Below are 26,110 nucleotides of genomic sequence, written 5' to 3'. Positions count from 1 at the left end.
TTAAGTAAGGCTTGATTTTGATTTAAAAATTGGACTGTGTTTATTTATAGAAAAATAGGCAGCACCATGAACAAAAATAGACTTGAAGCTTTTAGTGATGGCGTTTTGGCCATCATCATCACCATAATGGTGCTAGAAATTAAAGTGCCTCATGGCCACCAGTGGGCAGATTTAGAAAAGTTAATTCCGGTGTTTTTAAGTTACATTTTGAGTTTTATTTACATAGGTATTTATTGGAATAACCACCACCACATGATGCATACGGTAAAACATGTGAGCGGAGGTATTCTTTGGGCCAATCTTCATTTGCTTTTTTGGTTGTCTTTGATTCCATTTGTTACAGGTTGGATGGGCGAAAACCATTTCGAAAAACAACCCACTGCTCTGTATGGAATCGTGCTACTGATGGCGGCTATCGCATATTTTATTCTTCAAAAACAAATTATCAAAGTACAGGGCAAAGACGCCATTTTAGCAAAAGCACTAGGTACTGATATTAAAGGCAAAATATCCCCTGCACTTTATGTAATCGGAATTGCTTTTTCATGGTATTTGCCTTGGGTGTCTGGTGTTTTTTATATTATTGTAGCTCTCATGTGGCTCATCCCCGATGCTAGAATAGAGCGAATACTAGCAGCTAGCGAGCATTAAGACGCTGATTTGTTGTTTTTTTTCAAGGCCAAAGTAAAAAAAAGCATTCATATGCTTTTTTTAAGCCCTAATTATTAAGTGCATAAGCTTCTTTTGTACCCACACAAAAAATATCTTCTCTCACTCACAGTCTTGGACTAGTTTTTGAATATATCAATTTACTTATCCTAAAAGAACAATTGATTAACTGGTTTGCTATTATGCTTATACCAGTAATAACCGTATTTTTTTTAGAAGGATATTTTAAAGGTTTTACTTTTTAAATATTTAAGTCAAATTAGAATGAGAAATCGTGCTGTAAAATTTATACTTTTCGCCTTCGTTTATTTTTCTGCTCAGAATATTTTTGCTCAAAACCAGTGGTCTTTTTTAAGAGGATTTTTAAGCACTTATGGTGATAGCTGGAATCAGTTCACCACGGCCGGAGTACCAAATGCTAATAATAGACCAGGCGTAAGGGAACATTGTGGCTCAGGAATATACAACAAGAAAATTTGGATTTACGGGGGTGATGGCTATACTTCAGGTTCGGATGTTTGGTATTATGATATAAATCAAAAAGCGTGGGTATACATAGGAGACAGTGGCGGTAATGGCGTTTATACCGATAAATTAAGTGAAAGTACAACCGCTCACATGGGCAAAAGAAGTAGAATGGCATCTGCTATTGACAAAAGTGGGAATATGTATATTTTCGGAGGAGAAACCCAAGATCTTGGCTATCACACTGCCTGGAATGATTTTTGGAAATATAACACCAATACCAATAAATGGACTTGGTTAGGCGGAAGCACCTCGCATTCTTCGGCGGGTAGCTTTGGAACTTCAGCTCCTGATTGGCCTCGAGCTCGCTACAGAGCCAGAGGCTGGTTTGACACTGATGGAAACTATTGGGTATTTGGAGGTGTGTTTTATGATGGTGTAAATGCTCCTTATCCTTTAAATGACATGTGGAAATACACAGTTTCTTCTCAAAAATGGACCTGCGAAACCGGAGATTGTAATGCCCTAAATCCGCCAAATACACCAGGTGGCGTATATCCGAGCACAACTGGCCAAACGTCAACTACCTATAAACTGAGGGCAAGGTCAGATTATAATTATTGGGTAGACAATCAAGGGAACTTCTGGTTTTATGGAGGATATAACGGAGAGGTGCATTCTGGTGCAATTCAGCTTTCCGACACGTGGAGGTATAATCCTAAAACTAAAGCATGGACTCTGCTGGCCATAGAGGGTTATATGTCAGACACATCGCCGGGTTCACAGGCAGAAGCACTTTGTTGGTTAGGAAATGACGGCTTACCCTGGATGAAACTGCCAAACAGAACCATTTGGAAGTTTATGAATGGGGCATGGCAAAAAACTGGAAATCTCAATGTAGATTGGGGACCGCCATATTTGCCAACCAACCAGCCTTTTGAAGCAAATGACTATAATATTGCAGGCTCACAGTTTACTACTTTTGACCACATTAAAACCGACAGTTCGGTATATTTATTTAATGGCTATGGCTTAGGGGCAAATAATCAGTGGAGTTATATGGGGGCTTTGTGGAAATATGACCTTGAGCCCAATCCAAAGGCTAAACTAGAGTTTGCAATCACCAAAGATGACTTTGTGCCAAATGGAATTTCGCCTTATAAAACTTCTAACAGAGAAATTACCATTACGAATGTGGCCCAACAAACGGCTATAAATGTAGTGCTGAAATTTGGTAAGACTACGCAGAATACATACTCGGCTACGCATATTAATAACCTCAAAATAGTAGACGGAGCAAATAGCCCCAAAACAGGGGTAAAAATAACCGCGAGTCCGTATGTTGGTCCCGACCCTGTTGGTACCTCTTTGTGTAGTTATGATACCGCTTATTATAAGTCGGCTTTCGAAATCACTATTCCTAAAATAGAGGCAGGGCAAGTAGTAAAAGTATTAGCCTTGGTGAATCACTGTATGGCAAATTTTGATACACCTACATCAAATACTTATTCTTGGAATCATTGGAATGCTCAGGTTTCATATGGAGATTATGCAGGTGAAAAATACAATTTAGATCTTATTACAAATGCCCCAACCAAAACCTTAGATTCTTTCAATTGGTATGAATATAAGGCTCCTATACCAACTTTAAATGCAGGCGAAGGCTCAAAATTATTTACAATAGAACTTGGCTCGGGTACTTACGCTAACCCTAGCAACAATCAAAATTTGGGGAGTGATTTTCCGAAAGGCAAAGCTCGATTAGATATTACATTGCCTCAAAATGTATATTTGGCAAATGGCTCTTTGACTGATATTATTGGTGAATATGCGGTAGCAAGTGGCACAACTGTGCAGTTAGTCAATGTTAACTCCAGTAGCTTAAATTTTGGAAACACCACCTCTGACGGTACTCAAAAATATGTGGTCTTATTTCCAGAGGGGCAGTATTTGCCCATTAGGAGAATAAAAGTAAAACTTCGTGCAGCTAACTCAGCCGTAAATTTGTCTAACATCAAAACCGAAATTTATACTACTTTCAATAGTGAATTTGCCACCTTAAATTACGGTTGGAAACCTTCTATTAAACCATAAGAACATGAAGTACTTTGAAAAAAAACAAGCTCTTAGTTTTAGATTTTACTTTTTGAAAATGAAAAAAATAACGCTTTCGATTGCCATAACCTTGATTAGCTTAAATAGCTTTTCAAAACCTGTAAGTGGCATTTGTTTAAAAGAATACGCTGATATTTTTGAAAACGAAAGGGAAACGGTAGTTGGTGATTGTAAGCTTATGGAAGAAAAGGTAAACGGTGTGACACAGGTTACGTACGCCTATGATTCACAAAATAGGTTGGTGCTCAAAAAAAATCTCCTTTCAAACCAGTCTGAATCATACTCGTATGATAATCAAGGTTTTTTGATAGAAATTAACAATAGTTCGGACATTGGTTTTAATATCAAATATGAATACGAAAATGGACTTTTGGTAAAAAAAACGCATAAAAGTAACCGAATAGCTTTACCAAACGTCACTACGTATTTTTACAATGCATCTAATGAGTTAATTAAGATGTCAGAAAAATATATTAGCGAAACCATAACGGAATTTAGGAACGGCAAAGCCATAAATAGGACCAACCCTTTCATTAATTTTGAACTAAATGAAAAAGGCTTAATAACTAAATCTTCAAGTATTTCGGGCACTGAAACCTTTAATCTGTATACGTACGACAGCAATGACATGCTTTTAAAGCAAGAAGTTTACGAAAAACCAGGTAAAAAAGTGCTGCAAGATCAATTTGAAATTTCTAATGTAAAGCGAACCAAAGTAGGTTCGGAGTTTGTAGATAGTTACAAAGGGATGCCATACTTTAAAAACCCACTTGGCGACGATAAGTTTTATATCAACAAAACAACCAAATACACCATAAACGCCGATACCAATACCGCCGTGAAAGTGTTTGAAAATCAAATAACCCACAGTATTAATACCAAAGGAAATATGGTGAGTGCTATAAATGAAAGTGACCCTTCGGCAGCTATCACTAGCTACGTATATTCAGGTTGTAATAAGTAATAATTCTACTGTTTAAACACCGAGCTTTTGGGATTTCCGCCTGAAACCAAATAGGCCATTAAGTTTTTGAGCTCTTCTTCATTTAGCGAATTTATGAGCCCCGGCATCATCAGCGAAACACTTGAATACTCCTTGGAGGTTACATTTTTTTTCAAGACTTTCTGTAGCATATCAGGAGCAAACGGATTCTGAGAGATTTGATACGCGGTTTCATTTTCTGAAATAATCCTGCCTACCAGAGTTTCACCATTTTTTAGTTGGAATGAAGTGGCCGCATATTGGTCCGAAATACTTTTATTGGGGTCCATTATGGCTTCTAAGATATCTTTTGTGCCAAAACGAGTACCAACAGAGCTGAGGTCAGGTCCAATGTTGCCGCCTTCGCCTTGCATTTCGTGGCATTTTAGGCAGGTTGTGGCTTGGAACATCGCCTTGCCATTTTTAAAATCTCTATCTGCCAATGGTTCCATAAAAAGTGCCAAAGCATCAGCAGATTTCCAGTTTCGCCAAGGACCTTTTGGGTAGTCATCGTCGGCGAGGTCATTGCCGCTTTTACTCAAGTTTTCGCCCCCTGATATTTTATTATAATAGGTTTTTTTTTCCTTTGGAGCATTTGCAAGAGCTATTTTTCGGGCTCTGTCTAAAAATCCCACATACGAGTTTCCTCCTTTATATTCAAATGCCTTTTTATACCAAGAAAAATACCTCTCGTAGGCATTTGTACTCCATCCTACCTTTGCTTTGCTGAGCATAATCGCGTAATATGTTTGCTCCATTGGCGGCACTTTTCCTAACATTTGTGCTATGTCAAGTCCATACTGCGGGTTTCTGAATATTAGGTCTTCAGATGCCGTGGCGGTAGGAATCGCGGTATTCAGAGCTTCTTTTTTCTCTAACATCATGAGGCCTTTTTTTACGGCATTGGGGGCGTCGAGGTTTACCAATAGCTTAAATATGGATCGGTTTTCGCTTAGATTTGCAGTTGGAAAAACTGCTTCTAGTTTCCTAATTATTTGTGTTTTAAATTCTGATTTTGGCTGTCCCATTCGGCTGATAACCAATTCATAAGCTCTCCAAAGGTCTATTTTTTGTTCTTGTGTGAGCGATGCGTAATTTATATCTACCAAGTTTTTATAAATCAAATCTTTAATTTCAGCATTTCCATTTCTGGCCAATGCAATACTGCTTTGAATCAGTCTTTCTGCATTCTTTTCGTTTAAGGCCAACGCCTGCCATTGAGCCACAGGTTGTTGCTCTATGGCTATTCTCGCTGCATATCTCACAAATCTTTCCGGATGACTTAAATGTGGCCAAGCGGCTTCAATCGCCTCGGGGTCAGGTCCTACATGATATTTCTCCAAAGACCTTCTAAGTTTATTTTCAGTATTTAGTTCGGGTGTTTTTTCTTCTTCATTTTCTACCAAACCAGAATAATAAACGCGGTATAAATCTGACTCAAGCCTTCTGCCGCCTGTCATAAAATACAAAGCTCCGTCTGGTCCTATAACCCCGTCGGTAAGTGGAAGCGGAACTCCAGACAAAAACTCTTCTCTTTGAGCGGAATAAGTAGCTCCTCTTGGCGAAAGATACACAGCGTGCATAATCCCAAAACTCCAATCAAAAGCCAGAAAGGCATTTTTGTATTTTGCCGGAAACTTTGCTTTTCTCAAGTCAATTAAGTTGGTAGGGGAGCCCTGCCCGATATTTAAAACAGGAGGTAAGTTGTCAGGGAAATATTCGGGCCATTTTCCATCACCCGTTCTCCAGCCAAACTCTGCTCCGCTGCTCACATGGCAAATTCTGGTAGGTCTATACCACGGAGTGCCAAAATCCCACTCCATATCAGAATCATACACAAAAAGATCGCCTTCGGCATTAAATGCAAGGTCAAAAGGATTTCTGAAACCCGCTGCCATTAACTCCCAATTTGAGCCGTCCGGACTTACTTTTGCTACCCAGCCACCGGGCTCTTTTCTGTCGTTTGCGTGTCCTCGCGGGTCTTTTATTTCGGTAAAAAGATTGTCGTACGCCCAATTTTTTGGTAGGTTATAATGATTCATCACTGGTAAATCGGTATGGTTGCCAGCCACCACATATAGGCTTTTGCCATCGGGAGATAGTTTTATGCTATGAGGGCCATGTTCGCCTTCGCCAACCAGTTCTTTTAAAAGCGTAAGTTGGTCATATTGGTCGTCGCCATTGGTATCGGTTAGTTTATAAAGGCCGCTTGTTTTTGGTAGTTTTTTGCTTGGCCTATTATTTACCATTACATAGAGGCTATTAAATGCATAAAGTAAGCCTTGGGCGGCTCCGAAGTTTAAACTGTCGTTTTCTAACTGAATTTTTTCTATTTGAGGTTTTAGACTTTCGGCTCCTACAGCTGGTATTTTCATTCTGTATAAACCACCGTATTGGTCTGAGGTAATCAGGCGGCCTTTATCATCGAAACACATGGCTACCCACGACCCCAAGCCTTCTTCTGAAGGACTCATAATATGCTCTGCCACAAAGCCTGGCTGCAGTTTTAGTTTACTTATTTTTGGGTTTTCCTCAGAGGCGTAGTACCGTTTATAGGTTACCGAAACCAAGGCAAAAGCCAAAACAAAAAAAAGTGCGGAAGCCAAGAGCTTTGTTATAGTTTTCATAGTTTGAGGTCTTTCAGATTAAAAATAAATTTAGAATCAATAGCGTGATTTCGTAAAATGCTCAATACGTTATTAGCAGTAGTAATGCTCATGTTTTTGTAGGTATTAGCGGTTAGGCTACTTACATGAGCCGTAATTATGGCTTTCGGGTGGCTGGTCAACTCGTCGTCTTTTGTGGGTGGAGGCGTAGTGGGTACATCTGCCCCATAACCCCCGAGTTTGTTGGCATGAAGTGCTTGTACCATTGCCTCTTTGTTTACTAATTGGCCTCGAGCAGTATTAATAATGATTGCCGTAGGTTTACATTTGGCTAAGTTTTCAGCACTTATTATTCCTTCCGTTTCGGGGTTTAATGATAAATGAAGCGAAATGACATCCGATCTTTCAAATATTTCAGCTTGACTTACTCGCTCATAAGGCACGTCTTTTGGATTTTGCGACCAATAGATAACCTTCATGCCTAACACTTGGGCTATATTGGCCACTTTAAGCCCAATGTTGCCAAGGCCCATTATTCCTATGGTTTTTTCGTTTAACTCATCACTTTTAAAAGTCGCCCTCGCAGCCCAGTTGCCAGACTTTACATCATTTATTGCGGTGTACATATTCCTTTGCAAAATTAGCATCAAGGCTATGGTATGTTCGGCAACTGTATTGGCATTTGCTCCGGGCGTGTTTACTATTTTTATATTTTTTTCAGAAGCGGTTTTTACATCCAAATTGTCCAAACCCACGCCACACCTTGCGGCTACTTCTAGCTTTGGGCAGGCAGTCATTAGTTCTTCGTTTACTTTACCAATGCCGCGGGTTATTATGCCGTGAATCTCATTCTGATCGGTTATTTCTTTAATAGTTTTTGAATCAAAGCCAAAATGTAAAGCTACATCCGTGGCCTTTTCAAGTATTTCCATGGCTTCTGGAGCAATGGTTTCTAATAAAAGAATGTTTTTTTTCATGAATGATAAAGTGTTGCGTCTTTTGATTTATACCCGCGATAATCATTTCGTCCCGAAACATATATCCCTTCTTTAAAAAGCTCATCTTCTAATATTTTTGGGTCTAATTCGTATCCGGGAGGACTTGAAAGCTCCAAAAGATTACCTGAGGGGTCCCGTACAAACATTTGTAAGTTGCCACCGGGCAATACCCTGACTTTTCCCCAAGGGGTGGTGTCTATGATTCCCAGTTCTTTCATTCGCCAATAAATCGGATTTATATCATCCATGATTATACAAACGTGCCCTCTAAATGAGTAGCTGTCGTCCCATTCGGTTAGGTGCAGTTGCTGGGTGTCGTTAAACTTAAAAAATGCCGTGGGGTAATCAAATAAAAAGGCCGGGATAACCTCTAAGCCCATTTCTTTTTCATAAAAAGCAGATGCCTCTTCGAGGTTTGAAACCACCAATGCTACATGATTTATACCGATTGCCTTTGCCATTGTTTTATATTCTTTAAGGTTTGATTTTTAGTTTTTTTTTTGGGAGAAAAAAATTAAGCTACCGTATATTCTTTTACAAAATCCCAGTTTGGACTCAGGCCTAAACCGGGTGCCGTCGGTGCCAATATATTTCCATCCACTGCTTCTATTTTTTCATTTACCAGCTCATACATCATCGGGTTTCCTCCTGACGAAAACTCGATAACTACCGCAGCAGGTGACGCAAACGCTACATTTACCCCTGCCATAAACGAAAACGCAGAGCCCCAGCAATGCGGAGCCAACTCAAGTTGGTAGGTATGTGCCAAGTGGGCTACTCGCATGGCTTCGGTGATGCCGCCAATTATAGCCGAGTCAGGTTGCAACACATCTAATGCCCGTACTTCTATGAGGTCTCGCACGTCAAAGGCGGTGTACTCACTTTCTCCAGCAGCTATCGGTATAGTTGTGGAGGCTCTCACTTCGGCAGTTCCGTGGCGATTGTCAGGGCTGATGGGCTCTTCAAACCAGTATAAATCGCAGTCTTCTACGCCTCTACAAAACTTTTTGGCCTCAGGCACACTAAATGTTCCGTGAGCATCTGTCATGAGTTTGATGTCGTCTCCGAGTGCCGTTCGTGCTGCTTTTACGCGTTTTATGCTTTCGTTTACGGTTTGGTCCATTATGCCTACACGCATTTTTACTCCTTTAAATCCCTTGGCTGTATAACTCAACAGTTGCTCGCCAATAGCGTCAGCTTTTGCCCACCCGCCGCTTGCATACGCTTCCATTTTGTCTCTACATGCTCCTCCCAAAAGTGTTGCTACAGGCACTCCGAGTACTTTTCCTTTTAGGTCCCAAAGTGCGGTATCTATGCCACTAAGGGCCGAAATAGTTAGCCCTCTTCTACCTAAAATCGGAAATTTTCTACCTCTTGATAGTGCATAGTGATCTCTTGTTCCGTTATATATTTGCTCCCAAATCTTCGTGATATTTGCAGGGTCTTGTCCTATTAGTTTGGGTTTAATTTCTATTTCTATACATCTCACTATAGATGCACACACACCTGATGAACCTACGGCAGCTTTTGCTTCGCCAAATCCTTGTAAGCCAGTATCTGTGGTTATAACCACCAAGGTCATGTCAAAGTCTGTTAATAATCCATAGTCTGAGAAGTGTTGTTTTTCTTTAGGTATCGGGCATTGAAGCCAAAAAGCTTCCACATTTGTTATTTTCATGTCTAATTTTCTTTTGTGATATTATGCGATAAGTGGTCGTAGAGTTTCTACTGATTTTTGACTTAAAAACGTATAGAATTCTTCGGTTACAGCTGAACTTCCGTGGTCTTCCAAAAACTTCTTTTGCTCTGCGGTCATGTCAGATGGGTTTTCATCTATCGAGTTTGGATACGGATTTGCCGGTGTTCTGTCAAGCGGCGAGCAAAACTCTACCGATAATACCTGGTCGTAGTCGATTTCTTTTAAAGTTGAAATTATTTTTTCCCAATCAAAAGTCCCCATTCCGGGTGCCATGCGGTTATTGTCTGCCACATGAAAACCAACGAGCTTATCTTTAGCCCTTTTTATAGCCGCATACATATTGTCTTCTTCTATGTTCATATGAAACACGTCGAGGCAAACGCCACAGTTTGGTCCAGTGGCTTCTGCCAATGCCATAGCTTGGTCGCCCCGGTTTACGAAGTAAGTTTCAAACCTATTGATGGGCTCTATGCCAATCTTTATTTGAAGGCTTTCTGCATATTCATATATCTCTTGCATACTTTCCACTGCCCATCGCCATTCATCTTCTGGTCTGCCGTCAGGTATTATTTTTCCCACGGTGCTTGGCACAACTGACACCATTTGGCCATCAAGTTCCTTTACCATCCGTACGGTATCTTTTACATATTGCACAGACTTTGCTCTTTGTTTTATGTCTTTTGCTAGCAAGTTGCGGTCTTCTAACATAAGCGTCACCGAGCCCCAGCACTTTATGTGATGTGTGTCCAATAGCCTCTTAACGGCTTTGGTGTCATACATTTCGGGTGCTCCCTGAATCTCAATTTTTTCGTAACCCAGCCTCGCTATTCGTTCTACTGTTTTTTCGATGCTCTCTGCTCGCATCCAATTGTGTATCGATAATTCCATCGTTTCGTGTTTTATTTTTCCATCGGATGTTCCTCCAATAGTTTACTTGAATTATATAAACCTTTTTTATTTGCCACCTGAGCCCGCACTTGTTTTACTTTTTCGGGTTGAATCACTGAGGCTTTATTTCCAAATGAGTTTCTGACATAGGTAAGTACTGCGGCCATTTCTTTGTCATTAAGCATGCCTCCATAAGGCGTCATAGGTACTTGCCCAGAAAAAGTGGTGCCTTTAACTTCTATTTCTCCCATCATACCTTTAAGTACTATTTTGATGAGCCTATCTTCACTTCCGGTAACCCAAGGAGTTTTGGCGAGCGGAGGGAAACCCGATGCTTTCAGGCCTTTTCCGTCGGGTTGATGGCAGGTTATACAGTATCCTTCTTTCGAAAATATCGTTCTCCCCAAATTAAATAGCTCCAAATCTTTCCCTTGAATATGCGAAGTGCTTACTATTTCTTTGTCTTTTGTGATATTTAATCCATTGATATGAGCAATTGCAGCATCCAGTGGTTTCGTCATCCAGCTATCTATTGGTCTTTTTTTAATTTCTAAAAGAATCGGTAAACCCTGAGCTTTGGGCAACCATGACGCTGCGGCCATAGCCTCCAACCTTACTCTTCCGTTTGCATCTTTTGCTGCTTGCATGAGCAATGCTGCCTGGTCTTTTATTTGGTGGCCGTTGTAGCGAACCACCCTTACAGCCGCCGCACGCACCTTATAATCTTTCGATGCCAACAATTCACGAAGTAGTTTTTGCTCTACTTTATTTAAACCCCAACTTACCCAAAGAGCCTCTAGTCTGTGGTGTTCATAAGCAGCTTCGTTTTTATCAAGTTTACTTAACCAAGTATTCATTTTGTTCAAAACCTCATTAGCATTTCGACCCCTTAGTTCTCTGCGAGTTCGGTAGCGAGACCTATATTCTGGCAGTTTTAAATTTTCTAAAAGCACATCTATACTTGCCCCAAATATGTGTGCAGGTTTTACTAGTGGCTTTTTGGTATTCGTAATTCGGTATATTCTTCCATGCACATGGTCTCTGAGTGGGTCACGGGCACTATGCTGCATATGGCCTATGAGCACATTGTGCCAGTCTATAAAATATAAAGAACCATCAGGAGCAAACTCCATATCTACCGGTCTGAAGTTTCGGTCATTGCCCACCACCAAGTCAACTCTATGTTTAGATTTATAGCCGCTTTCGTCCTCAAATATTTGGTGCTGTTTCATTCCCAAGAAACCTATCGTGTTGTTTATCAGTAAGTCACCTTGGACTTCGTCAGGAAAATGTCGACTCGAAATAAACTCTAAACCCGACGTAGGTCTTACCCTGTGGTCTTCTTCTATTATACTTTTACCTTTAGGGTTAGCTTCACCATATCTACTTTTTATGGTTCCCGGTAGCATCCACGTCACATCTGGGCCTGAGGTTTCAGCATAAAAGTTTTGTCCCCAACCGTCAAAAGCAATTCCCCATGGGTTAGGAATCGCAAGTTGAGCCACACGCTCCAAGTGTCTTCTTTTTGGATTAAATCTATAAAAACCTCCGTTTGTGCCTCGTACTGTTCCGTATGGCGTCTCTACATTGGTGTGCAAAAAAGTCCCTTCGCCCATATAAATCGCACCAGACTCGTCTGTTGTAAATGCCGATATCTCGTGGTGGGTGTCGTGGTCATCGAAGCCACTAAAAATTATTTCTTTGTAGTCTGCTCGGTCATCGCCGTCAGTGTCTTTATAAAACATCAAGTTAGTTCCTTGCGAAATATACACCCCGTCGTGGCTCAACTCCATGCCCACAGGCACATGTAGTCCATCCAAAAACACCGTTTCTTTATCAGCTTTTCCGTCATTGTTTGTGTCTTCGTAAATCAGAATTTTATCATTCGGCCGAGCATCCCCGGGTTTGTAATGCGGGTAACTTGGCATTGTGGCCACCCAAAGTCTCCCTCGGTTGTCAAATGTCATTTGATCCGGATTTGCTAAATTTGGAAATTCCTGTTCAGACGCAAACAGCTCAAGTTTATATCCATCGGCTACTTTTATACTCGCTAAAGCCTCTTCGCCATATAGATATTTTAAACTTCCATTGTGGTCAGGATTAAAATTTGTAGCTACAGGAGGCAGAGTTCTCGTTAACTTATCAGCCGCGGCTATGTCCATTTTGGTACCTAATTGTGCCGCCTGCCATATCGCTTGGTCTCTTATCGCAGTCATTTCCCTTATTTTTTCTATTTCATAAGGGTAATTGTCAGGGCCAAATGGATTAAAACGGCGTCCATAAACATGTACTCCATTCGGGATTTTGTAATCATTTTGCCACATCCAGTTGCGTTCCTGCACCATTTCTTTTACTAAATCTCTTCTTTCTTCATTTAGAATCTGCTTTTTACCATAAATTTCATCTGCCATAAAACGAGATAAAAGCAAATAACCAGCGTCATTGAGCTGTAGCCCATCTGTGGTCAATGCTTTCTCTGAGTTTTTATACCAACTTTTTGACGCTGAAAACACATCTAAAAACAAAACGCTGTTCTTTTTTGCCACATCTTTCATGGCTTGGCTATACATTAAAAGGTCAATGTTTTCTTTTTTTCCATCGGGCACATCCATTTCCAGAGATAAATCTTCGTAAGCGGTGGGCGAAACCAGCACCAACTGCGGTGCCGAATGGCCGTTATAGGTTTGGTTTTGGCTATGATTTATAAATGCCTCAAGTTCTTTTTTGAAGTTTATAAGCCCTTCTTTTCCTGAAAATGATTCATTAAATCCAAAAAAAGCAATGACCACATCCGTTTCTAAGTTTCCCAACCATTGGTCAGGCGTAGGAAAAAAGCCTTCACTTTCTGAGTTATTTGCATATTCGGTTTGATAAATCTCTGCCCCAGGAAATGCCCATGGTGAAAACCTCGCCGAATGCGGCCTAAACCCAGGAGTATCTCCACCATCACATAAGTTACGTATCGTGAGCAAGCTATCCGGGTATCTAAGTTGCATTTCCGTATCAAAGTGATCGTAGTTTAACATCCTTGAACCTAAATTTCCACCAATAAGGGCAATCTTCTGACCCTTTTTTAATTGAATAGCATTTGTTTTATTCTCTTGAAAAGAACTTCCAAATACCAGTACCAAGGCAACAGTAAGCCCCGAAAGTATAAGTTTTAGTTTCATGATTTTTGTAGTTATTTAACTATACCTCTATAAGGTACTTGTATATCTATCTTTCCTTTCCACTTTTTAGGAGCTTTTAGCCCAAGTACCCAGTGAATAGCATTAACAAGCAACTTCTGGAAATCTTCAATAGCAAAATCGGCAGGGTGCCCGAGCGTCGTGAAAAATATTTTCCCTCCAAAACTATTGGTCCCTATCCAAGCCACAGGGCTCTCTATTGCTTCTTTGTCAGGATTCACCGCTTTGCCTATCAATATCCACTCCGAGTCCCCCGACGGATAATCGGGCTGTACCTTATATAGCCACGATTCTGAATGGAAATCAGAAGATACGCCCTTTACTATAGGATGCTTCCTTGCCTTTGGAGCTATTCGTACGTCTGTACTGCTTTTGTGTCCGTAGTGTGTGTGGTTGGCTTTTCCACCCCAACCGGGCGGAGCATTAAATGCCCATTCACCAAATGCATTCCAGTTTTCTGATACATCACCTTTAGGAAAATTAAACGCGTGCGAGGTTGTTCTCAACCCTATTGCAGGTTTTCCTGCTTTTAAGTACTTTTCTATATATTGAAGTTGGTCGTTGGGCAGCTGCCTCCATCTCAAAAAAAACACCACCAAGTCAGCTTTTTCTAATATTTCCAAGCCCGGTATGTTTTTTTCGGCATTTTGATTAGGGTATGCACTAAGCACTTTGGTTTCTATGCCATAGTTTTTACTTAATTCGGCTGCCAAATAAGGGAGGGTTTGCTCCCCACTATACTCATGGTCGCCACACACAAAGACCACCAAAGGCTTTTTTTGAGCAAAAGTCGAATACATACTCGCACAGGCCAGTATCAATAAACTGATTTTTATGATTTTATACATCTTGTAGTAGGTTGAATATTAACTACAAGATATTAATTTGATTGTAATTTTTGAAATATTTTAAAATAAAAAAAGGCAAATTTCTTCTTAGAAAAATGCCTTTTATTTGTTTCCGATATTAATTCATTAGAAAACGAAAAATACTATTAGACTTAGCCTAATTCTTTAAACCAGTAAAGCATACTTTTCATTGTTTCCTTAGGTTCGTTTATGTCTTTCCAACTAAATTTACTCTCCAAGGTACTCATCTGATACCCTTTTTTTAGCCAAAAAACATCCAAAGGTTTATATCCTTCAGGTTTAAGAGGGTGGTCGCTAGGTCGCTGCACCGCACAAAAATACGCAAATTTGAATTCACCGCTCAGTTTCGCATGTTCTTCCCTCGCCTCAAAAAAACGGTTACCAATCCCTTCTCCTCTATATTTTTCCAACAAAACACTCTCTCCAAAGTAATATATAGTCTCAATATCCAAACCTGCCGCCTCAAAAGGAGCTTTCACTTCATCAGTTTCATCTTTTAAAGGTATACAAGTAGACGCCCCTACTAGCACATTTTCATCATACACACAAAACACCATGGCACCTTCACTTTGCCAATAAGTCTTTAAGTACGCCTGCTCATATTCCAAGCTTCCCTCATATAGATACGGGTAAGCCCCGAAAACCTCAATCCGCACTTTGGCAAGTTGGTTTACTATATCTTTAATAGAAGCACCCGTCACTTTTTCATATCTCAAATTCATAAGCTATCAAGAAACCATCGAAATCCATAAAGGTAAATTGTAATACGTGGTAACCCGACTTATCAACCCATCCCTCACCTCCAAAAAAGCACCAGCAGGCAACACATACTTTTGATTGTTAGCCACAGGCAAACCTTCTTCTGCTAGTTTATAAACACCATGTACCACAAACTCCGCAGCCACTCTGTCTCCTTCTCCCATTATCACCATCTCTTCTAGCTGCTCGTCATAGCATTCCTCCATTCTTTTCACAAAAGCCACAAATTTCTCCTTACCTATATATACACCACCCTGATTTGCTTCATGTCTTACCTCGGGCGAAACCAACGCCAGCATCCCATTCCAATCCTTCGCGTTAAAACACGCATAGTAGTTTTTCACAATCTCTTTCGCATCCATTCTATACTCAGTTAATTTTTTACACAAATCTAATTGCTTTTCTTTAATCAAAGAATCCCCAAAGTCATCTTTAATGTAGTTCATCATTTATCTTCTTTCATTATTAGGGCGGCACCCACAAGGGGTCGGGCCATCCACTCATAGTCCTCGCGGCTTCGCCAGCTGTGGGCTAACCGTTTCTGTCCCTGCCGCAATAAGGACACACATAAGTATATTATCGATTTTCATTTCAGAGGAAACAAGTGTTTCTAGAATATAGTAAATGTACTATTTCCTTCTTTCTTTATGCATGGTTTAGTCAATTCCTACAAATGATATAGAGATAATTTGAACCTCTTTGTATCAATTACCCATTTTAGGTTGGTTCTATTGATCAAATACATTTTTTAGGATTGGAGAACATAGAATTTTAAAACATTCAGAACATCACAAATATTATTTTCAGATTTTTATTGCATCCATTATAGCCACTCAATCGCCTATTTGCAGTAAAATGAAATTTTTTTTTTAATAAAGTGAATATTTTTTTTAAAATTTTTAGGCTGTTTTTACCTGCTCGTATATCCTAAGTAGGTTCTCATAGGCGTATTGTCGGATATTTCACAAAGTTTTTTTAAACAAAACTCATTGATAACTATTTACTTACAAAATAGTTTAATTTATTTTCAAAATATATTTGGAAATCTAATTCGCAGAGTGCTATCTTTGCATTCCCAAAACGGCAGTGGCGATTGAGTTAAAGCAAAAAACGGGAAATAAAGTTCATAATTATTCTTAAATTTTTTTCTCTTAAAATTTGGAATGTAAAAAAAGGTTATTACCTTTGCACCCCGGTTGAGAGAGAGGGAAAAAATAGGGAGCTAATAGATAGCACGAGTTCACGATATAAAGTGGAATAAAGTTCATTAACTTGTTGGGGATATAAACAAAGAAATTATACTAATAATTTAAGTTAGGAGATCTTTTCGTATTAAAGTAATTTACTATGGAGAGTTTGATCCTGGCTCAGGATGAACGCTAGCGGCAGGCTTAATACATGCAAGTCGAGGGCCTAGCAATAGGACCGGCGAACGGGTGCGTAACGCGTATGTAACCTACCTGTATCAGGGGGATAGCCCTAGGAAACTGGGATTAATACCGCATAATAATAGGAATGGCATCATTTTTATTTGAAAGATTTATTGGATACAGATGGGCATGCGTAGGATTAGCTAGTTGGAGTGGTAACGGCACACCAAGGCGACGATCCTTAGGGGCTCTGAGAGGAGTAACCCCCACACTGGCACTGAGATACGGGCCAGACTCCTACGGGAGGCAGCAGTAGGGAATATTGGGCAATGGAGGCAACTCTGACCCAGCCATGCCGCGTGCAGGAAGACGGTCCTCTGGATTGTAAACTGCTTTTGAATGGGAAGAATGTGCTCCTTGCGAGGGGTAATGACGGTACCATTAGAATAAGCCACGGCTAACTACGTGCCAGCAGCCGCGGTAATACGTAGGTGGCGAGCGTTATCCGGATTTATTGGGTTTAAAGGGTGCGTAGGCGGCTTAGTAAGTCGGTGGTTAAAGGTAGTCGCTTAACGATTTTACATGCCACCGATACTGTTGAGCTTGAGTTATTTGGAGGCAGCTAGAATTTCCGGTGTAGCGGTGAAATGCATAGATACCGGAAGGAATACCAATTGCGAAGGCAGGTTGCTACAAATATACTGACGCTGATGCACGAAAGCGTGGGGATCAAACAGGATTAGATACCCTGGTAGTCCACGCCGTAAACGATGATTACTAGTTGTTGGGTTTTCGGACTCAGTGACCAAGGGAAACCGATAAGTAATCCACCTGGGGAGTACGCCGGCAACGGTGAAACTCAAAGGAATTGACGGGGGTCCGCACAAGCGGTGGAGCATGTGGTTTAATTCGATGATACGCGAGGAACCTTACCTAGGCTAGAATGTGAGCGAATTATTCAGAGATGGATAAGTCAGCAATGACGCGAAACAAGGTGCTGCATGGCCGTCGTCAGTTCGTGCCGTGAGGTGTTGGGTTAAGTCCCGCAACGAACGCAACCCCTATTGTCTGTTGCCATCAGGTTATGCTGGGGACTCAGGCAAGACTGCCTACGCAAGTAGAGAGGAAGGAGGGGACGACGTCAGGTCATCATGGCCCTTACGCCTAGGGCGACACACGTGCTACAATGGTTGGTACAGAGTGCAGCGAGCTAGCAATAGTAAGCGAATCACAAAAAGCCAATCACAGTTCGGATTGGGGTCTGCAACTCGACCCTATGAAGCTGGAATCGCTAGTAATCGCATATCAGCCATGATGCGGTGAATACGTTCCCGGACCTTGTACACACCGCCCGTCAAGCCATGGGAGTTGGGTAGACCTGAAGCGGAAGGTAAAAGACTTCGTTAGGGTAGAACTAGCGACTGGGGCTAAGTCGTAACAAGGTAGCCGTACCGGAAGGTGTGGCTGGAACACCTCCTTTTTAGAGATAATCGATCGCAAGATTGATGAAATAAACAAAGGAAGGGTCTTGAAGACTAAAAAAAAAGTATAATGGAAATGTTTATATTCTCATCAACAAGTTAATTAAGTATTGATTGATTTTAGGGTAATTGTGAGTAATGATTAGCCTCATTTATTGAGGGCTTGTAGCTCAGGTGGTTAGAGCGTTACACTGATAATGTAAAGGTCCCTGGTTCGAGTCCAGGCAGGCCCACTTCAATCTGTATTTAATTAATGGGGGATTAGCTCAGCTGGCTAGAGCACTTGCTTTGCAAGCAAGGGGTCATCGGTTCGACTCCGATATTCTCCACATCGGTACAAAATTTATTTTGTACCGCAATTTTAGTACATAGATAAATGCTATTTACTAGAGGAACGTACATTGACATGATGGAAAAGACTGAGAAAAGAAACAACGAGAGTTAGATAAGGGCGTACAGAGGATGCCTAGGGTCTCAGAGGCGAAGAAGGACGTGATAAGCTGCGATAAGCTTTGGGGAGGTGCACACAACCGTTAATCCAAAGATTTCCGAATGGGGCAACCCTCTCATCTGAAGGATGAGAATTTATACTAAGTATAAAGGCGAACGTGGGGAACTGAAACATCTAAGTACCCATAGGAGAAGAAAACAAGAGTGATTCCGTAAGTAGTGGCGAGCGAACACGGACCAGCCCAAACCTAGCATGTTACGGCATGTTAGGGGTTATAGGACTGCATTTAGAAATAGATTTTAAGTTGAACAGGATGGGAAACCTGACCGTAGAATGTGAGAGTCATGTAAACGTAAAGAATCTAGGACGAGCAGTATCCTGAGTAGGTGGGGACCGGTGAAATCCCCTCTGAATTCGGCAGCACCATCTGCCAAGGCTAAATACTCCTGAGACACCGATAGTGAACTAGTACTGTGAAGGAAAGGTGAAAAGCACGGGGAGTACCCGGGTGAAATAGAACCTGAAACTGTACGCCTACAAGCGGTCGGAGCTACTTTGTGTAGTGACGGCGTGCCTTTTGCATAATGATCCTACGAGTTACTTTATCGAGCGAGGTTAAGTTTTTAAGGAACGTAGCCGAAGCGAAAGCGAGTCTGAATAGGGCGAGTAGTTCGATGGAGTAGACGCGAAACCTAGTGATCTACCCATGGTCAGGTTGAAGGTTGGGTAAGACCAACTGGAGGACCGCACCGGTATACGTTGAAAAGTGTTCGGATGAACTGTGGGTAGGGGTGAAAGGCTAATCAAACTGGGAAATAGCTCGTACTCCCCGAAATGTATTTAGGTACAGCGTCGGCGTTGAGTCTTATCGAGGTAGAGCTACCGATTGGATGCGGGGGAGTCACATCCTACCAAATTCAGACGAACTCCGAATGCGATAAGATATAGCCGGCAGTGAGGGCTCGGGTGCTAAGGTCCGAGTCCAAGAGGGAAAGAACCCAGAACTACTGCTAAGGTCTCTAAATTTATACTAAGTTGAACAAAGGAAGTCTGACTGCCGAGACAGCCAGGATGTTTGCTTGGAAGCAGCAATCATTTAAAGAGTGCGTAACAGCTCACTGGTCGAGCGGGGCGGGCATCGATAATAAGCGGGCATAAAGTATAATACCGAAGCATAGTCAAAGTAGCAATACTTTGGGTAGGGGAGCATTCTGTATGCAGCGAAGATATTCCTTGAGGAGTGTTGGAGCGTACAGAAAAGCAAATGTAGGAATAAGTAGCGATAATGAATGTGAGAACCATTCACACCGAAAGACTAAGGATTCCTCCGCTACGTCAATCAACGGAGGGTTAGTCGGCCCCTAAGGATAATGCGAGAGCAGAAGCCGATGGGAATCAGTTTAATATTACTGAACCAGTGTATACTTCGAAGTGGGGACGGATTTTAAAGCTTCATACGTAGAGACGGAATTCTGCGTTGAGATGCGTCTTCGGACAAGTCGAATGAGGGGATAAGGTTCCAAGAAAAGCCAATAAGAATAGGTATATACTGACCGTACCGCAAACCGACACAGGTAGTCGAGGCGAGAAGCCTAAGGTGCTCGAGTGAATCACGGCTAAGGAACTAGGCAAATTAACCCTGTAACTTCGGGATAAAGGGAACCAGCAGCAATGTTGGTCGCAGAGAAATGGCCCAGGCGACTGTTTAACAAAAACACATGGCTATGCGAAGATTAATGTCGACGTATATGGCCTGACACCTGCCCGGTGCTGGAAGGTTAAGAGGGGATGTCATCGCAAGAGAAGCATTGAATCGAAGCCCCAGTAAACGGCGGCCGTAACTATAACGGTCCTAAGGTAGCGAAATTCCTTGTCGGGTAAGTTCCGACCTGCACGAATGGTGTAACGATCTGGGCACTGTCTCAGCCGTGAGCTCGGCGAAATTGTAGTGACGGTGAAGATGCCGTCTACCCGCCACGGGACGGAAAGACCCCGTGAACCTTTACTATAGCTTAGCGTTGTGACTGGATATTTGATGTGTAGGATAGGTGGGAGACTTCGATGCTGCGTCGCCAGGCGTAGTTTAGTCAACGTTGAAATACCACCCTTTGAATATCTGGTTCCTAACCCCGAACGGGGGACATCGCTTGGTGGGTAGTTTGACTGGGGTGGTCGCCTCCAAAAGAGTAACGGAGGCTTCCAAAGGTTCCCTCAGCACGCTTGGTAACCGTGCGTTGAGTGCAATAGCAAAAGGGAGCTTGACTGTGAGACCTACAAGTCGAGCAGGATGGAAACATGGGTATAGTGATCCGGTGGTTCTGCATGGAAGGGCCATCGCTCAAAGGATAAAAGGTACTCCGGGGATAACAGGCTGATCTCCCCCAAGAGCTCATATCGACGGGGAGGTTTGGCACCTCGATGTCGGCTCGTCACATCCTGGGGCTGGAGAAGGTCCCAAGGGTTCGGCTGTTCGCCGATTAAAGTGGCACGCGAGCTGGGTTCAGAACGTCGTGAGACAGTTCGGTCCCTATCTGTGGTGGGCGTGGGAAGTTTGAGGGGCTCTGATTTTAGTACGAGAGGACCGAATTGGACATACCGCTGGTGTATCTGTTGTCTTGCCAAGGGCACGGCAGAGTAGCTAAGTATGGACGGGATAAACGCTGAAAGCATCTAAGTGTGAAACCCACCTCAAGATGAGACTTCCATAGAGGAACGTTGGAGACGACGACGTAGATAGGCTACAGGTGAAAGTGCAGTAATGTATGCAGCCGAGTAGTACTAATGAACCGATAAACTCTCACTTTTTTAATTTTCAGTCTTTTCTATTGGCAATGTGTTACAAGCAATTGTAGTACAGAGCAATGTCAAAAATATTAAAAGCTTCTAAAGAAATTTAGAAACTATTGAAGACCTTCATGGTGTCAATAGGGCGGGTGAACACCTCTTCCCATTTCGAACAGAGCAGTTAAGCCCCGCACCGCCGATGGTACTTGGATCAAACCCGGGAGAGTAGGTAGATGCCAGTTATTTATTGAAGAACAAAGACCTCAACAGAAATGTTGGGGTTTTTTTGTGCCCAAAAACTACTGCGATTTTTTTATTCGCTGGGTAGGGATTTTAAAAGTTATATTTTGAGCTAAATCCAGGAGAGTAACGTGCTGGTGTATCAGTGGTGTGGCATTCCAGTAAGTGGCAGGTAGTTTATTAAGGTCAAAATTCTCAGCAGAAATGGTGAGTTTTTTGTGCCTAAAATGTAAAGCGATTTTTCAAATCGCTTTTTAAGTTTGGTTCCCATTTATTGCTTGTTTATAGGTTATACTGAATCTTTTTCGGAGCAAATAGTAGTCGAGAGTTTCTGGAACTATAATCGCTTATTAATTTTGTCTCCGCTCAATTTGATGATAGGGTTTCGTTTTGGCATTCTTGTCTACTCGAGCGATAGAGGAGAGCTTCGGTACTCGATTCGCTTATGATTCTCTTCTCCGCTCGATTTGACGATAGGGTTTCGTTTTTTTGGCATTCTTGTCTGCTTGAGCGTTAGTCGGAGCTATTTGTTACTCAATGTCTTTGTAGGCATTTACCACGTAGTCACCTTTGTGGAATTCTTTGATTACTATTTGCTCAGTTTTCTACTTGTTGGGCGGCTGCTAATATGGGCCAAAGGCACAATAAGGTAAGTAAAGCATGTCTCATATCGTTTAGGTTTTTGTTGTTTTTGTATCTGTGGTCTATTTTATTCTTGTTTACACTATTTCTTTTTAGCATCAATTGCTTTTTTTAATAGCTATAGTCCTTCAGATAAATACTGCCTAATATAAAGTCTCTAATGCTCTCTTTGATTCACTAGTTTGTTTAGCTTTAAAGGGGTTCCCGAGGGAAAATATAGGGGCTATTTATTTTAGAAAATTTACGGATTGCGAGGCGTATACAGAACCAATTAAAAACCCAGATACTATCAGTAGGATTATTTTTCCAAATAAATATATACCAAGAATTGCCATGGGGACTGCTCAGACCGGAGGTCCAGACAAAGTAGCTCCACATGAGCATGGCATGCTAGAACAGTTTTTTCTTGGGCTAACAGACTATGAGGTGGTGGTTTTGCAGACAATGCCCAAGCCTACTTTGCGGCTTACTCTTTACTTCATATTCCTTTGGGTTCTAACCATTCTGTAAAGGTATAGGAGGGCAAAAAGATGTATTACGTTTGGATGGATTTTTTTTTAGATAAAAAAGGCTAGGAGTGGTTAAAGACGCATAATGCCATAAAGAAACCATAAAAAAAGCCGTCTAATCTAGACGGCTCAAAACAAAAGAGTTTTTAATATTTATTGTTTCGCGAATGTATAGTGCAAACTATAATCTTTTGGATTATCTCCAACTTTCGCAGCAAATGCTTTGTAAGTTGCCGATTCTTCATCAATTTCAAACAAAGAGAAGAAAATAAGCTCTTGCTCTAAGGTAGTATTGTTAAAGTCTATAGTTTCATCAAATGAAACTTTGGCAGTTTTGAATATATACTTGCCTTCACTTGTTTTTTCGATGTCAACTGTACTTTTGATTACATCTTTTGGATCAAAATCATCCTCAAAACTAACTTTGCTATTCGTGGCGTCATAGGTATACTTTCCTTCGAAGAAAACTAATTCGTCATCTACTTCGACAGTACCGTCAGACTTAAACTTAACACTTGAGTTTAAACTTGATGAAGGAATGCTCAATGCATTTCCGTCCACAACTAATTCAAGTTTTTCTAATTTGTATGTTCCTTCTAAAGAAGCTACAGGCACTACATCGTCACTTTTTGAACATGAAAAAATAAAAGCTGGAATGATAAGGAGTGGTAATAATACTTTTTTAAGCATTTGTTTGTGTTTATATTGTTGTTAAATAAAAATAATTACTCACATGAGTGTGATCATGTAGGCGATTTAAAAATAGGCAAAAACTAAGCCAGTTTGTCATAAGAAGTTTTTTTTGAAATAGGAAAAGAATGAAAACTTCTTAAATTGAAAAATTTTCTTCTCAAAATTCAAAGCCTAGTCTAACTTGAAGTCTTTTGTAGTTCCGGCTTTCCGTACCAAAATTTTCTTCTCCATAATTAGAATCAATAGTAGCATATTGATATTTATACCCAAAATTTATTAGCCAAGAAGACCCTGACTTTGTTGGGAATTTAAAGCCCACGCTCGGGTTTAAGGTTAGTCCGCCATTGTAGGTCGTGTATTGATTTTTAGAGGTCAATATAGGTGTTCCAAAACCCGCGTCCAAGCCTGCAATAAACTTTGAGCCCTCTTCTGATTTTTGGGCTAATTGATATCTAGCTCCTGCCAAAATTGGAATGATCAAGAAGTCGCTGTATGAATCTATTCCTGTGGTGATACCTACGGCTAGTTTTTTGTTTAAATAAAAACCATTAAATGTCTGAAGGCTCAATGCCGCCACGTTTCGCATCGAATAATCTTCGCTTGCAGGGTAGTTCGGGCCATATCCCGGGTAAATGTCGTAATAGTAATAATAAATATTTTCGCGACTTCTGCCCAATAATACAGCAAATTCGGTCTGATTTACAAATGATTTTTTTTTCAAAGAAATGGTTTTCTCTTGAGCCATTCCATCAAATATAATCGAAATTAAAGCGAACGAAAGAAGTATATATTTTTTCATTTTTAGTCTCTGTTTACGGTTATTTTACTTAAAAGTTTAAGATTACTTTTATCTGAATTGTTGTACTGATAGAGTCCATCTTTTCCAATCATCAGTAGATGATTTGTTGATAGTTGTATAACATCGTAGGCGTTAATATCTTTTATATGTTGAGTTAGCTTAAGATCCATCGGGTCAGCTGCATTATAGCTTTTTAGTCCAAAAGTGCCTTCGCACACCGTTAGGGTATTGGCCAATATCGATAGTCCATGTGGATTTTGCATTTCATATGACTTTAGAATAAATGGATTTGTTAGATTCGTTACGTCTAGCACATCCAGGCGGTTTGGAGCTGCCCCACACCAGCCTTCTCTTAGCGTTACATAGGCTCGGTTGCCTTCTACCACTACTGGGTCACATGCCCTTACGTGTTGAAATACCGAAAGCCTTTCTGGTTTTTCTCGGTTTGCATTGTCGTAGATATACATTCCTGTGTTTGAACCAATAAATAGCTTGTCTTGATACGGGTAAATAGTCTCTACACCCCAGCCTAATTTTATTTTATTTATCGAATCCGGTTTTTCACTGTTTTTGATGTTAAATACGATAAGGTCTTGTTGGGTGGCCGTGTATAAATAGTCATCTACGATGGTGAATCGGGCCATTGAGCCACCTTGGCCACTTGTGGTAGCTACAGTTCCTGAGGTGCCTCCGCTGCTATTAAACGCTACGTAGTCGAGGTTTCCGCCTCTGTTAACAGGCCAAATCCCCTGGTTATTTCCGCAGTTAGTCTTGGTAGTTCTCGTAACCATTTTGTATTCATAGTCGGTTATAATCTTAGAATACGGGTCAAAATACCAGCTTAATCCATCTACCAGTCCGTTTGTAAACATGTTTTTAAGTCTACTTTTTTCTTTTATGGCCGAAATATTTGAAATATCTAACACCACAAGGTCGGTATAGTTGTCGGCATACAAACTTTGGTCTTTAATGGCAATATCTATTACGCCCGGAATCTGAATAAATGAAAGGTTTTTCGGACTTTCGGGATTTGAATTGTCTATGATATGAATCCCTTTTTTGGTTTCATTTATAAATAAATAGTTACCATATGTGTATATTTTTCCGGGATTTTTGAGTTCTTGAGCTGCCAATAACTTGATATTACTTGAGAGTGACTCCTGTCCAATCTGAAAAGATACCGTGGTTTTGTAGGTTTGGGTTTGGGTACAATCATCGGTGCAGCTACTTATTAAGGCCGGAAATAGCACTGCAAACCATAGGAGCGAATTTGTAAATTTTATTTTCATTTTAAATCATTTTAGATTTTCATCTTTTTTTAAAGATCAATTTTTGTCCTGTTTCTTTCGGTAAATAAAAGGTTAGCGTATTTTGATTTAGTTCGAATGACGTCACTTTAGCTAATTTTTTAAAAAAACTGTTTTCAAAACTGCTTTGGGCCGTACTTCCAGCTATTTCGGTATAGGAGAGTTCTTTGATTTCTATTTTTTGGGTAGAAAAATCAATATCATATGTAGCAAACGCAAAGTTTACAGGTCCTTTTCCATTTAATACATATAGTCCTTTTTCGTTTTTTTTGTCTTTTAACTCCAATGAACAATCAAATGCAGGCTGAATATTATTTTCAAATGAATACAAAACCCAGTCAGAAAAAAATGGTTGTGTATAGCCTGCTACAGAGTTTGAAGGTGCAAGCGTATCATAAGCGGAATCTGAAGAGCGGCATCCGTAGCAAAGCATAGATATTAATAATAGGATGTACTTGGTAAGTTTCATTTGTTATTTCTTTATTAAAAATGGCCCTGACTCCCTTCAAAGCGAAGATGAAGGAAGCCTGATGCCATTTGTTACCCCTAACCCTTATTCACTTTTATAGATACCTACTTTTTAGATTTGGTTGGAA

Annotated in this window: 19 protein-coding genes, 2 tRNA genes and 3 rRNA genes; 9 read left to right on the top strand and 15 right to left on the bottom strand. The window is 40.8% G+C overall.

The genetic code is table 11. From position 1 onward, the window contains the following. The first annotated feature begins 66 nt into the window (after positions 1–66). From ACFOOI_RS11410 to ACFOOI_RS11400, 3 genes are all read left to right on the top strand, one after another. A complete protein-coding gene (locus ACFOOI_RS11410) occupies positions 67–651 on the top strand; it encodes a TMEM175 family protein (RefSeq protein WP_379838102.1) in 585 nt (194 codons plus the stop codon). A gap of 282 nt (positions 652–933) precedes the next feature. Further along, positions 934–3,228, top strand: a complete 2,295-nt coding sequence (locus ACFOOI_RS11405) for a kelch repeat-containing protein (RefSeq protein ID WP_379838101.1) — start codon at positions 934–936, stop codon at positions 3,226–3,228. A 4-nt stretch (positions 3,229–3,232) separates the two neighbouring features. Next, positions 3,233–4,213 carry a hypothetical protein gene (locus ACFOOI_RS11400; protein WP_379838100.1) on the top strand — a complete coding sequence of 327 codons (981 nt, stop codon included), beginning with the start codon at positions 3,233–3,235 and terminating at the stop codon, positions 4,211–4,213. Between the two features lie 5 nt (positions 4,214–4,218). Here the strand turns inward: ACFOOI_RS11400 and ACFOOI_RS11395 are convergent, their stop codons facing one another. From ACFOOI_RS11395 to ACFOOI_RS11355, 9 genes are all read right to left on the bottom strand, one after another. Beyond that, positions 4,219–6,858 carry a c-type cytochrome gene (locus ACFOOI_RS11395; RefSeq protein WP_379838099.1) on the bottom strand — a complete coding sequence of 880 codons (2,640 nt, stop codon included), beginning with the start codon at positions 6,856–6,858 and terminating at the stop codon, positions 4,219–4,221. Next, positions 6,855–7,814, bottom strand: coding sequence for an NAD(P)-dependent oxidoreductase (locus ACFOOI_RS11390; RefSeq protein ID WP_379838098.1), 960 nt, complete (start codon positions 7,812–7,814; stop codon positions 6,855–6,857). Before ACFOOI_RS11390 ends, ACFOOI_RS11395 begins: the two co-directional genes overlap by 4 nt. Continuing rightward, positions 7,811–8,296: a VOC family protein gene (locus tag ACFOOI_RS11385; RefSeq protein WP_379838097.1), complete on the bottom strand. Its 486-nt coding sequence runs from the start codon at positions 8,294–8,296 to the stop codon at positions 7,811–7,813. The genes ACFOOI_RS11390 and ACFOOI_RS11385 overlap by 4 nt, the downstream gene beginning before the upstream one ends. Positions 8,297–8,349: 53 nt before the next feature. Next, positions 8,350–9,513, bottom strand: a complete 1,164-nt coding sequence (locus ACFOOI_RS11380) for a mandelate racemase/muconate lactonizing enzyme family protein (protein WP_379838096.1) — start codon at positions 9,511–9,513, stop codon at positions 8,350–8,352. A 21-nt stretch (positions 9,514–9,534) separates the two neighbouring features. Further along, the gene (locus ACFOOI_RS11375) at positions 9,535–10,422 is read right to left on the bottom strand and encodes a sugar phosphate isomerase/epimerase family protein (protein ID WP_379838095.1); all 888 of its coding nucleotides are present in this window, start codon (positions 10,420–10,422) and stop codon (positions 9,535–9,537) included. Between the two features lie 11 nt (positions 10,423–10,433). Further along, a complete protein-coding gene (locus ACFOOI_RS11370; protein ID WP_379838094.1) occupies positions 10,434–13,592 on the bottom strand; it encodes a PVC-type heme-binding CxxCH protein in 3,159 nt (1,052 codons plus the stop codon). 11 nt (positions 13,593–13,603) lie between these two features. Then, positions 13,604–14,410: a ThuA domain-containing protein gene (locus ACFOOI_RS11365; protein WP_379840218.1), complete on the bottom strand. Its 807-nt coding sequence runs from the start codon at positions 14,408–14,410 to the stop codon at positions 13,604–13,606. Positions 14,411–14,610: 200 nt separating this feature from the next. Continuing rightward, positions 14,611–15,201, bottom strand: a complete 591-nt coding sequence (locus ACFOOI_RS11360) for a GNAT family N-acetyltransferase (protein ID WP_379838093.1) — start codon at positions 15,199–15,201, stop codon at positions 14,611–14,613. A 6-nt stretch (positions 15,202–15,207) separates the two neighbouring features. Beyond that, on the bottom strand, positions 15,208–15,600 hold the full coding sequence (locus tag ACFOOI_RS11355) for a nuclear transport factor 2 family protein (RefSeq protein WP_379840217.1): 393 nt from the start codon (positions 15,598–15,600) through the stop codon (positions 15,208–15,210). Between the two features lie 982 nt (positions 15,601–16,582). On the opposite strand from ACFOOI_RS11355, the gene ACFOOI_RS11350 reads away from it, so the two are divergent. From ACFOOI_RS11350 to rrf, 5 genes are all read left to right on the top strand, one after another. Beyond that, positions 16,583–18,088: ribosomal RNA gene (locus ACFOOI_RS11350) — 16S ribosomal RNA — on the top strand. A 160-nt stretch (positions 18,089–18,248) separates the two neighbouring features. Beyond that, positions 18,249–18,322: transfer RNA gene (locus ACFOOI_RS11345), tRNA-Ile, on the top strand. Positions 18,323–18,344: 22 nt separating this feature from the next. After that, positions 18,345–18,418, top strand: a tRNA-Ala gene (locus tag ACFOOI_RS11340). 106 nt (positions 18,419–18,524) lie between these two features. Continuing rightward, positions 18,525–21,342: ribosomal RNA gene (locus ACFOOI_RS11335) — 23S ribosomal RNA — on the top strand. A gap of 112 nt (positions 21,343–21,454) precedes the next feature. Further along, positions 21,455–21,566 (top strand): 5S ribosomal RNA (rrf, locus tag ACFOOI_RS11330). The 16S, 23S and 5S rRNA genes sit together here with 2 tRNA genes alongside, the layout of an rRNA operon. 140 nt (positions 21,567–21,706) lie before the next feature. On the opposite strand, the gene ACFOOI_RS11325 is transcribed toward rrf, so the two are convergent. After that, the gene (locus ACFOOI_RS11325; protein ID WP_379838091.1) at positions 21,707–21,835 is read right to left on the bottom strand and encodes a hypothetical protein; all 129 of its coding nucleotides are present in this window, start codon (positions 21,833–21,835) and stop codon (positions 21,707–21,709) included. A 326-nt stretch (positions 21,836–22,161) separates the two neighbouring features. Beyond that, positions 22,162–22,305, bottom strand: a complete 144-nt coding sequence (locus ACFOOI_RS11320; RefSeq protein WP_379838089.1) for a hypothetical protein — start codon at positions 22,303–22,305, stop codon at positions 22,162–22,164. Between the two features lie 234 nt (positions 22,306–22,539). Here ACFOOI_RS11320 and ACFOOI_RS11315 point away from each other — a divergent pair, with 234 nt between their 5' ends. Next, entirely contained in the window at positions 22,540–22,716 is a 177-nt protein-coding gene (locus tag ACFOOI_RS11315) for a hypothetical protein (protein ID WP_379838087.1), read from the top strand. 152 nt (positions 22,717–22,868) lie between these two features. Here ACFOOI_RS11315 and ACFOOI_RS11310 read toward each other — a convergent pair whose 3' ends face one another. The 4 genes from ACFOOI_RS11310 to ACFOOI_RS11295 all read right to left on the bottom strand — a co-directional run bounded on the left by ACFOOI_RS11310 (position 22,869) and on the right by ACFOOI_RS11295 (position 25,983). Then, the gene (locus tag ACFOOI_RS11310) at positions 22,869–23,405 is read right to left on the bottom strand and encodes a hypothetical protein (RefSeq protein WP_379838085.1); all 537 of its coding nucleotides are present in this window, start codon (positions 23,403–23,405) and stop codon (positions 22,869–22,871) included. A gap of 160 nt (positions 23,406–23,565) precedes the next feature. Further along, on the bottom strand, positions 23,566–24,207 hold the full coding sequence (locus ACFOOI_RS11305; protein ID WP_379838083.1) for a hypothetical protein: 642 nt from the start codon (positions 24,205–24,207) through the stop codon (positions 23,566–23,568). Between the two features lie 2 nt (positions 24,208–24,209). Continuing rightward, positions 24,210–25,496: an LVIVD repeat-containing protein gene (locus ACFOOI_RS11300; protein WP_379838082.1), complete on the bottom strand. Its 1,287-nt coding sequence runs from the start codon at positions 25,494–25,496 to the stop codon at positions 24,210–24,212. 19 nt (positions 25,497–25,515) lie between these two features. After that, the gene (locus tag ACFOOI_RS11295) at positions 25,516–25,983 is read right to left on the bottom strand and encodes an META domain-containing protein (RefSeq protein WP_379838080.1); all 468 of its coding nucleotides are present in this window, start codon (positions 25,981–25,983) and stop codon (positions 25,516–25,518) included. Between the last annotated feature and the right edge of the window lie 127 nt (positions 25,984–26,110).

This window comes from Lacihabitans lacunae (assembly GCF_042649125.1).
In the GTDB taxonomy this organism is placed as follows: domain Bacteria; phylum Bacteroidota; class Bacteroidia; order Cytophagales; family Spirosomataceae; genus Leadbetterella; species Leadbetterella lacunae.
The sequence above is the reverse complement of the archived record's forward strand: the minus strand, read 5'-3'. Positions and strand labels throughout refer to the sequence as shown.

Excerpts from the sequence above, each read along its gene's own strand:
- ACFOOI_RS11305 (WP_379838083.1), bottom strand. The coding sequence starts at position 24,207 with ATGAAAAAATATATACTTCTTTCGTTCGCTTTAATTTCGATTATATTT.
- ACFOOI_RS11395 (WP_379838099.1), bottom strand. The coding sequence starts at position 6,858 with ATGAAAACTATAACAAAGCTCTTGGCTTCCGCACTTTTTTTTGTTTTG.
- ACFOOI_RS11390 (WP_379838098.1), bottom strand. The coding sequence starts at position 7,814 with ATGAAAAAAAACATTCTTTTATTAGAAACCATTGCTCCAGAAGCCATG.
- ACFOOI_RS11405 (WP_379838101.1), top strand. The coding sequence starts at position 934 with ATGAGAAATCGTGCTGTAAAATTTATACTTTTCGCCTTCGTTTATTTT.
- ACFOOI_RS11375 (WP_379838095.1), bottom strand. The coding sequence starts at position 10,422 with ATGGAATTATCGATACACAATTGGATGCGAGCAGAGAGCATCGAAAAA.
- ACFOOI_RS11315 (WP_379838087.1), top strand. The coding sequence starts at position 22,540 with ATGGGGACTGCTCAGACCGGAGGTCCAGACAAAGTAGCTCCACATGAG.
- ACFOOI_RS11325 (WP_379838091.1), bottom strand. The coding sequence starts at position 21,835 with ATGGGAACCAAACTTAAAAAGCGATTTGAAAAATCGCTTTACATTTTA.
- ACFOOI_RS11400 (WP_379838100.1), top strand. The coding sequence starts at position 3,233 with ATGAAGTACTTTGAAAAAAAACAAGCTCTTAGTTTTAGATTTTACTTT.
- ACFOOI_RS11300 (WP_379838082.1), bottom strand. The coding sequence starts at position 25,496 with ATGAAAATAAAATTTACAAATTCGCTCCTATGGTTTGCAGTGCTATTT.
- ACFOOI_RS11310 (WP_379838085.1), bottom strand. The coding sequence starts at position 23,405 with ATGCTTAAAAAAGTATTATTACCACTCCTTATCATTCCAGCTTTTATT.
- ACFOOI_RS11410 (WP_379838102.1), top strand. The coding sequence starts at position 67 with ATGAACAAAAATAGACTTGAAGCTTTTAGTGATGGCGTTTTGGCCATC.
- ACFOOI_RS11365 (WP_379840218.1), bottom strand. The coding sequence starts at position 14,410 with ATGTATTCGACTTTTGCTCAAAAAAAGCCTTTGGTGGTCTTTGTGTGT.
- ACFOOI_RS11370 (WP_379838094.1), bottom strand. The coding sequence starts at position 13,592 with ATGAAACTAAAACTTATACTTTCGGGGCTTACTGTTGCCTTGGTACTG.
- ACFOOI_RS11380 (WP_379838096.1), bottom strand. The coding sequence starts at position 9,513 with ATGAAAATAACAAATGTGGAAGCTTTTTGGCTTCAATGCCCGATACCT.
- ACFOOI_RS11320 (WP_379838089.1), bottom strand. The coding sequence starts at position 22,305 with ATGCTAAAAAGAAATAGTGTAAACAAGAATAAAATAGACCACAGATAC.
- ACFOOI_RS11355 (WP_379840217.1), bottom strand. The coding sequence starts at position 15,600 with ATGGATGCGAAAGAGATTGTGAAAAACTACTATGCGTGTTTTAACGCG.
- ACFOOI_RS11360 (WP_379838093.1), bottom strand. The coding sequence starts at position 15,201 with ATGAATTTGAGATATGAAAAAGTGACGGGTGCTTCTATTAAAGATATA.
- ACFOOI_RS11385 (WP_379838097.1), bottom strand. The coding sequence starts at position 8,296 with ATGGCAAAGGCAATCGGTATAAATCATGTAGCATTGGTGGTTTCAAAC.
- ACFOOI_RS11295 (WP_379838080.1), bottom strand. The coding sequence starts at position 25,983 with ATGAAACTTACCAAGTACATCCTATTATTAATATCTATGCTTTGCTAC.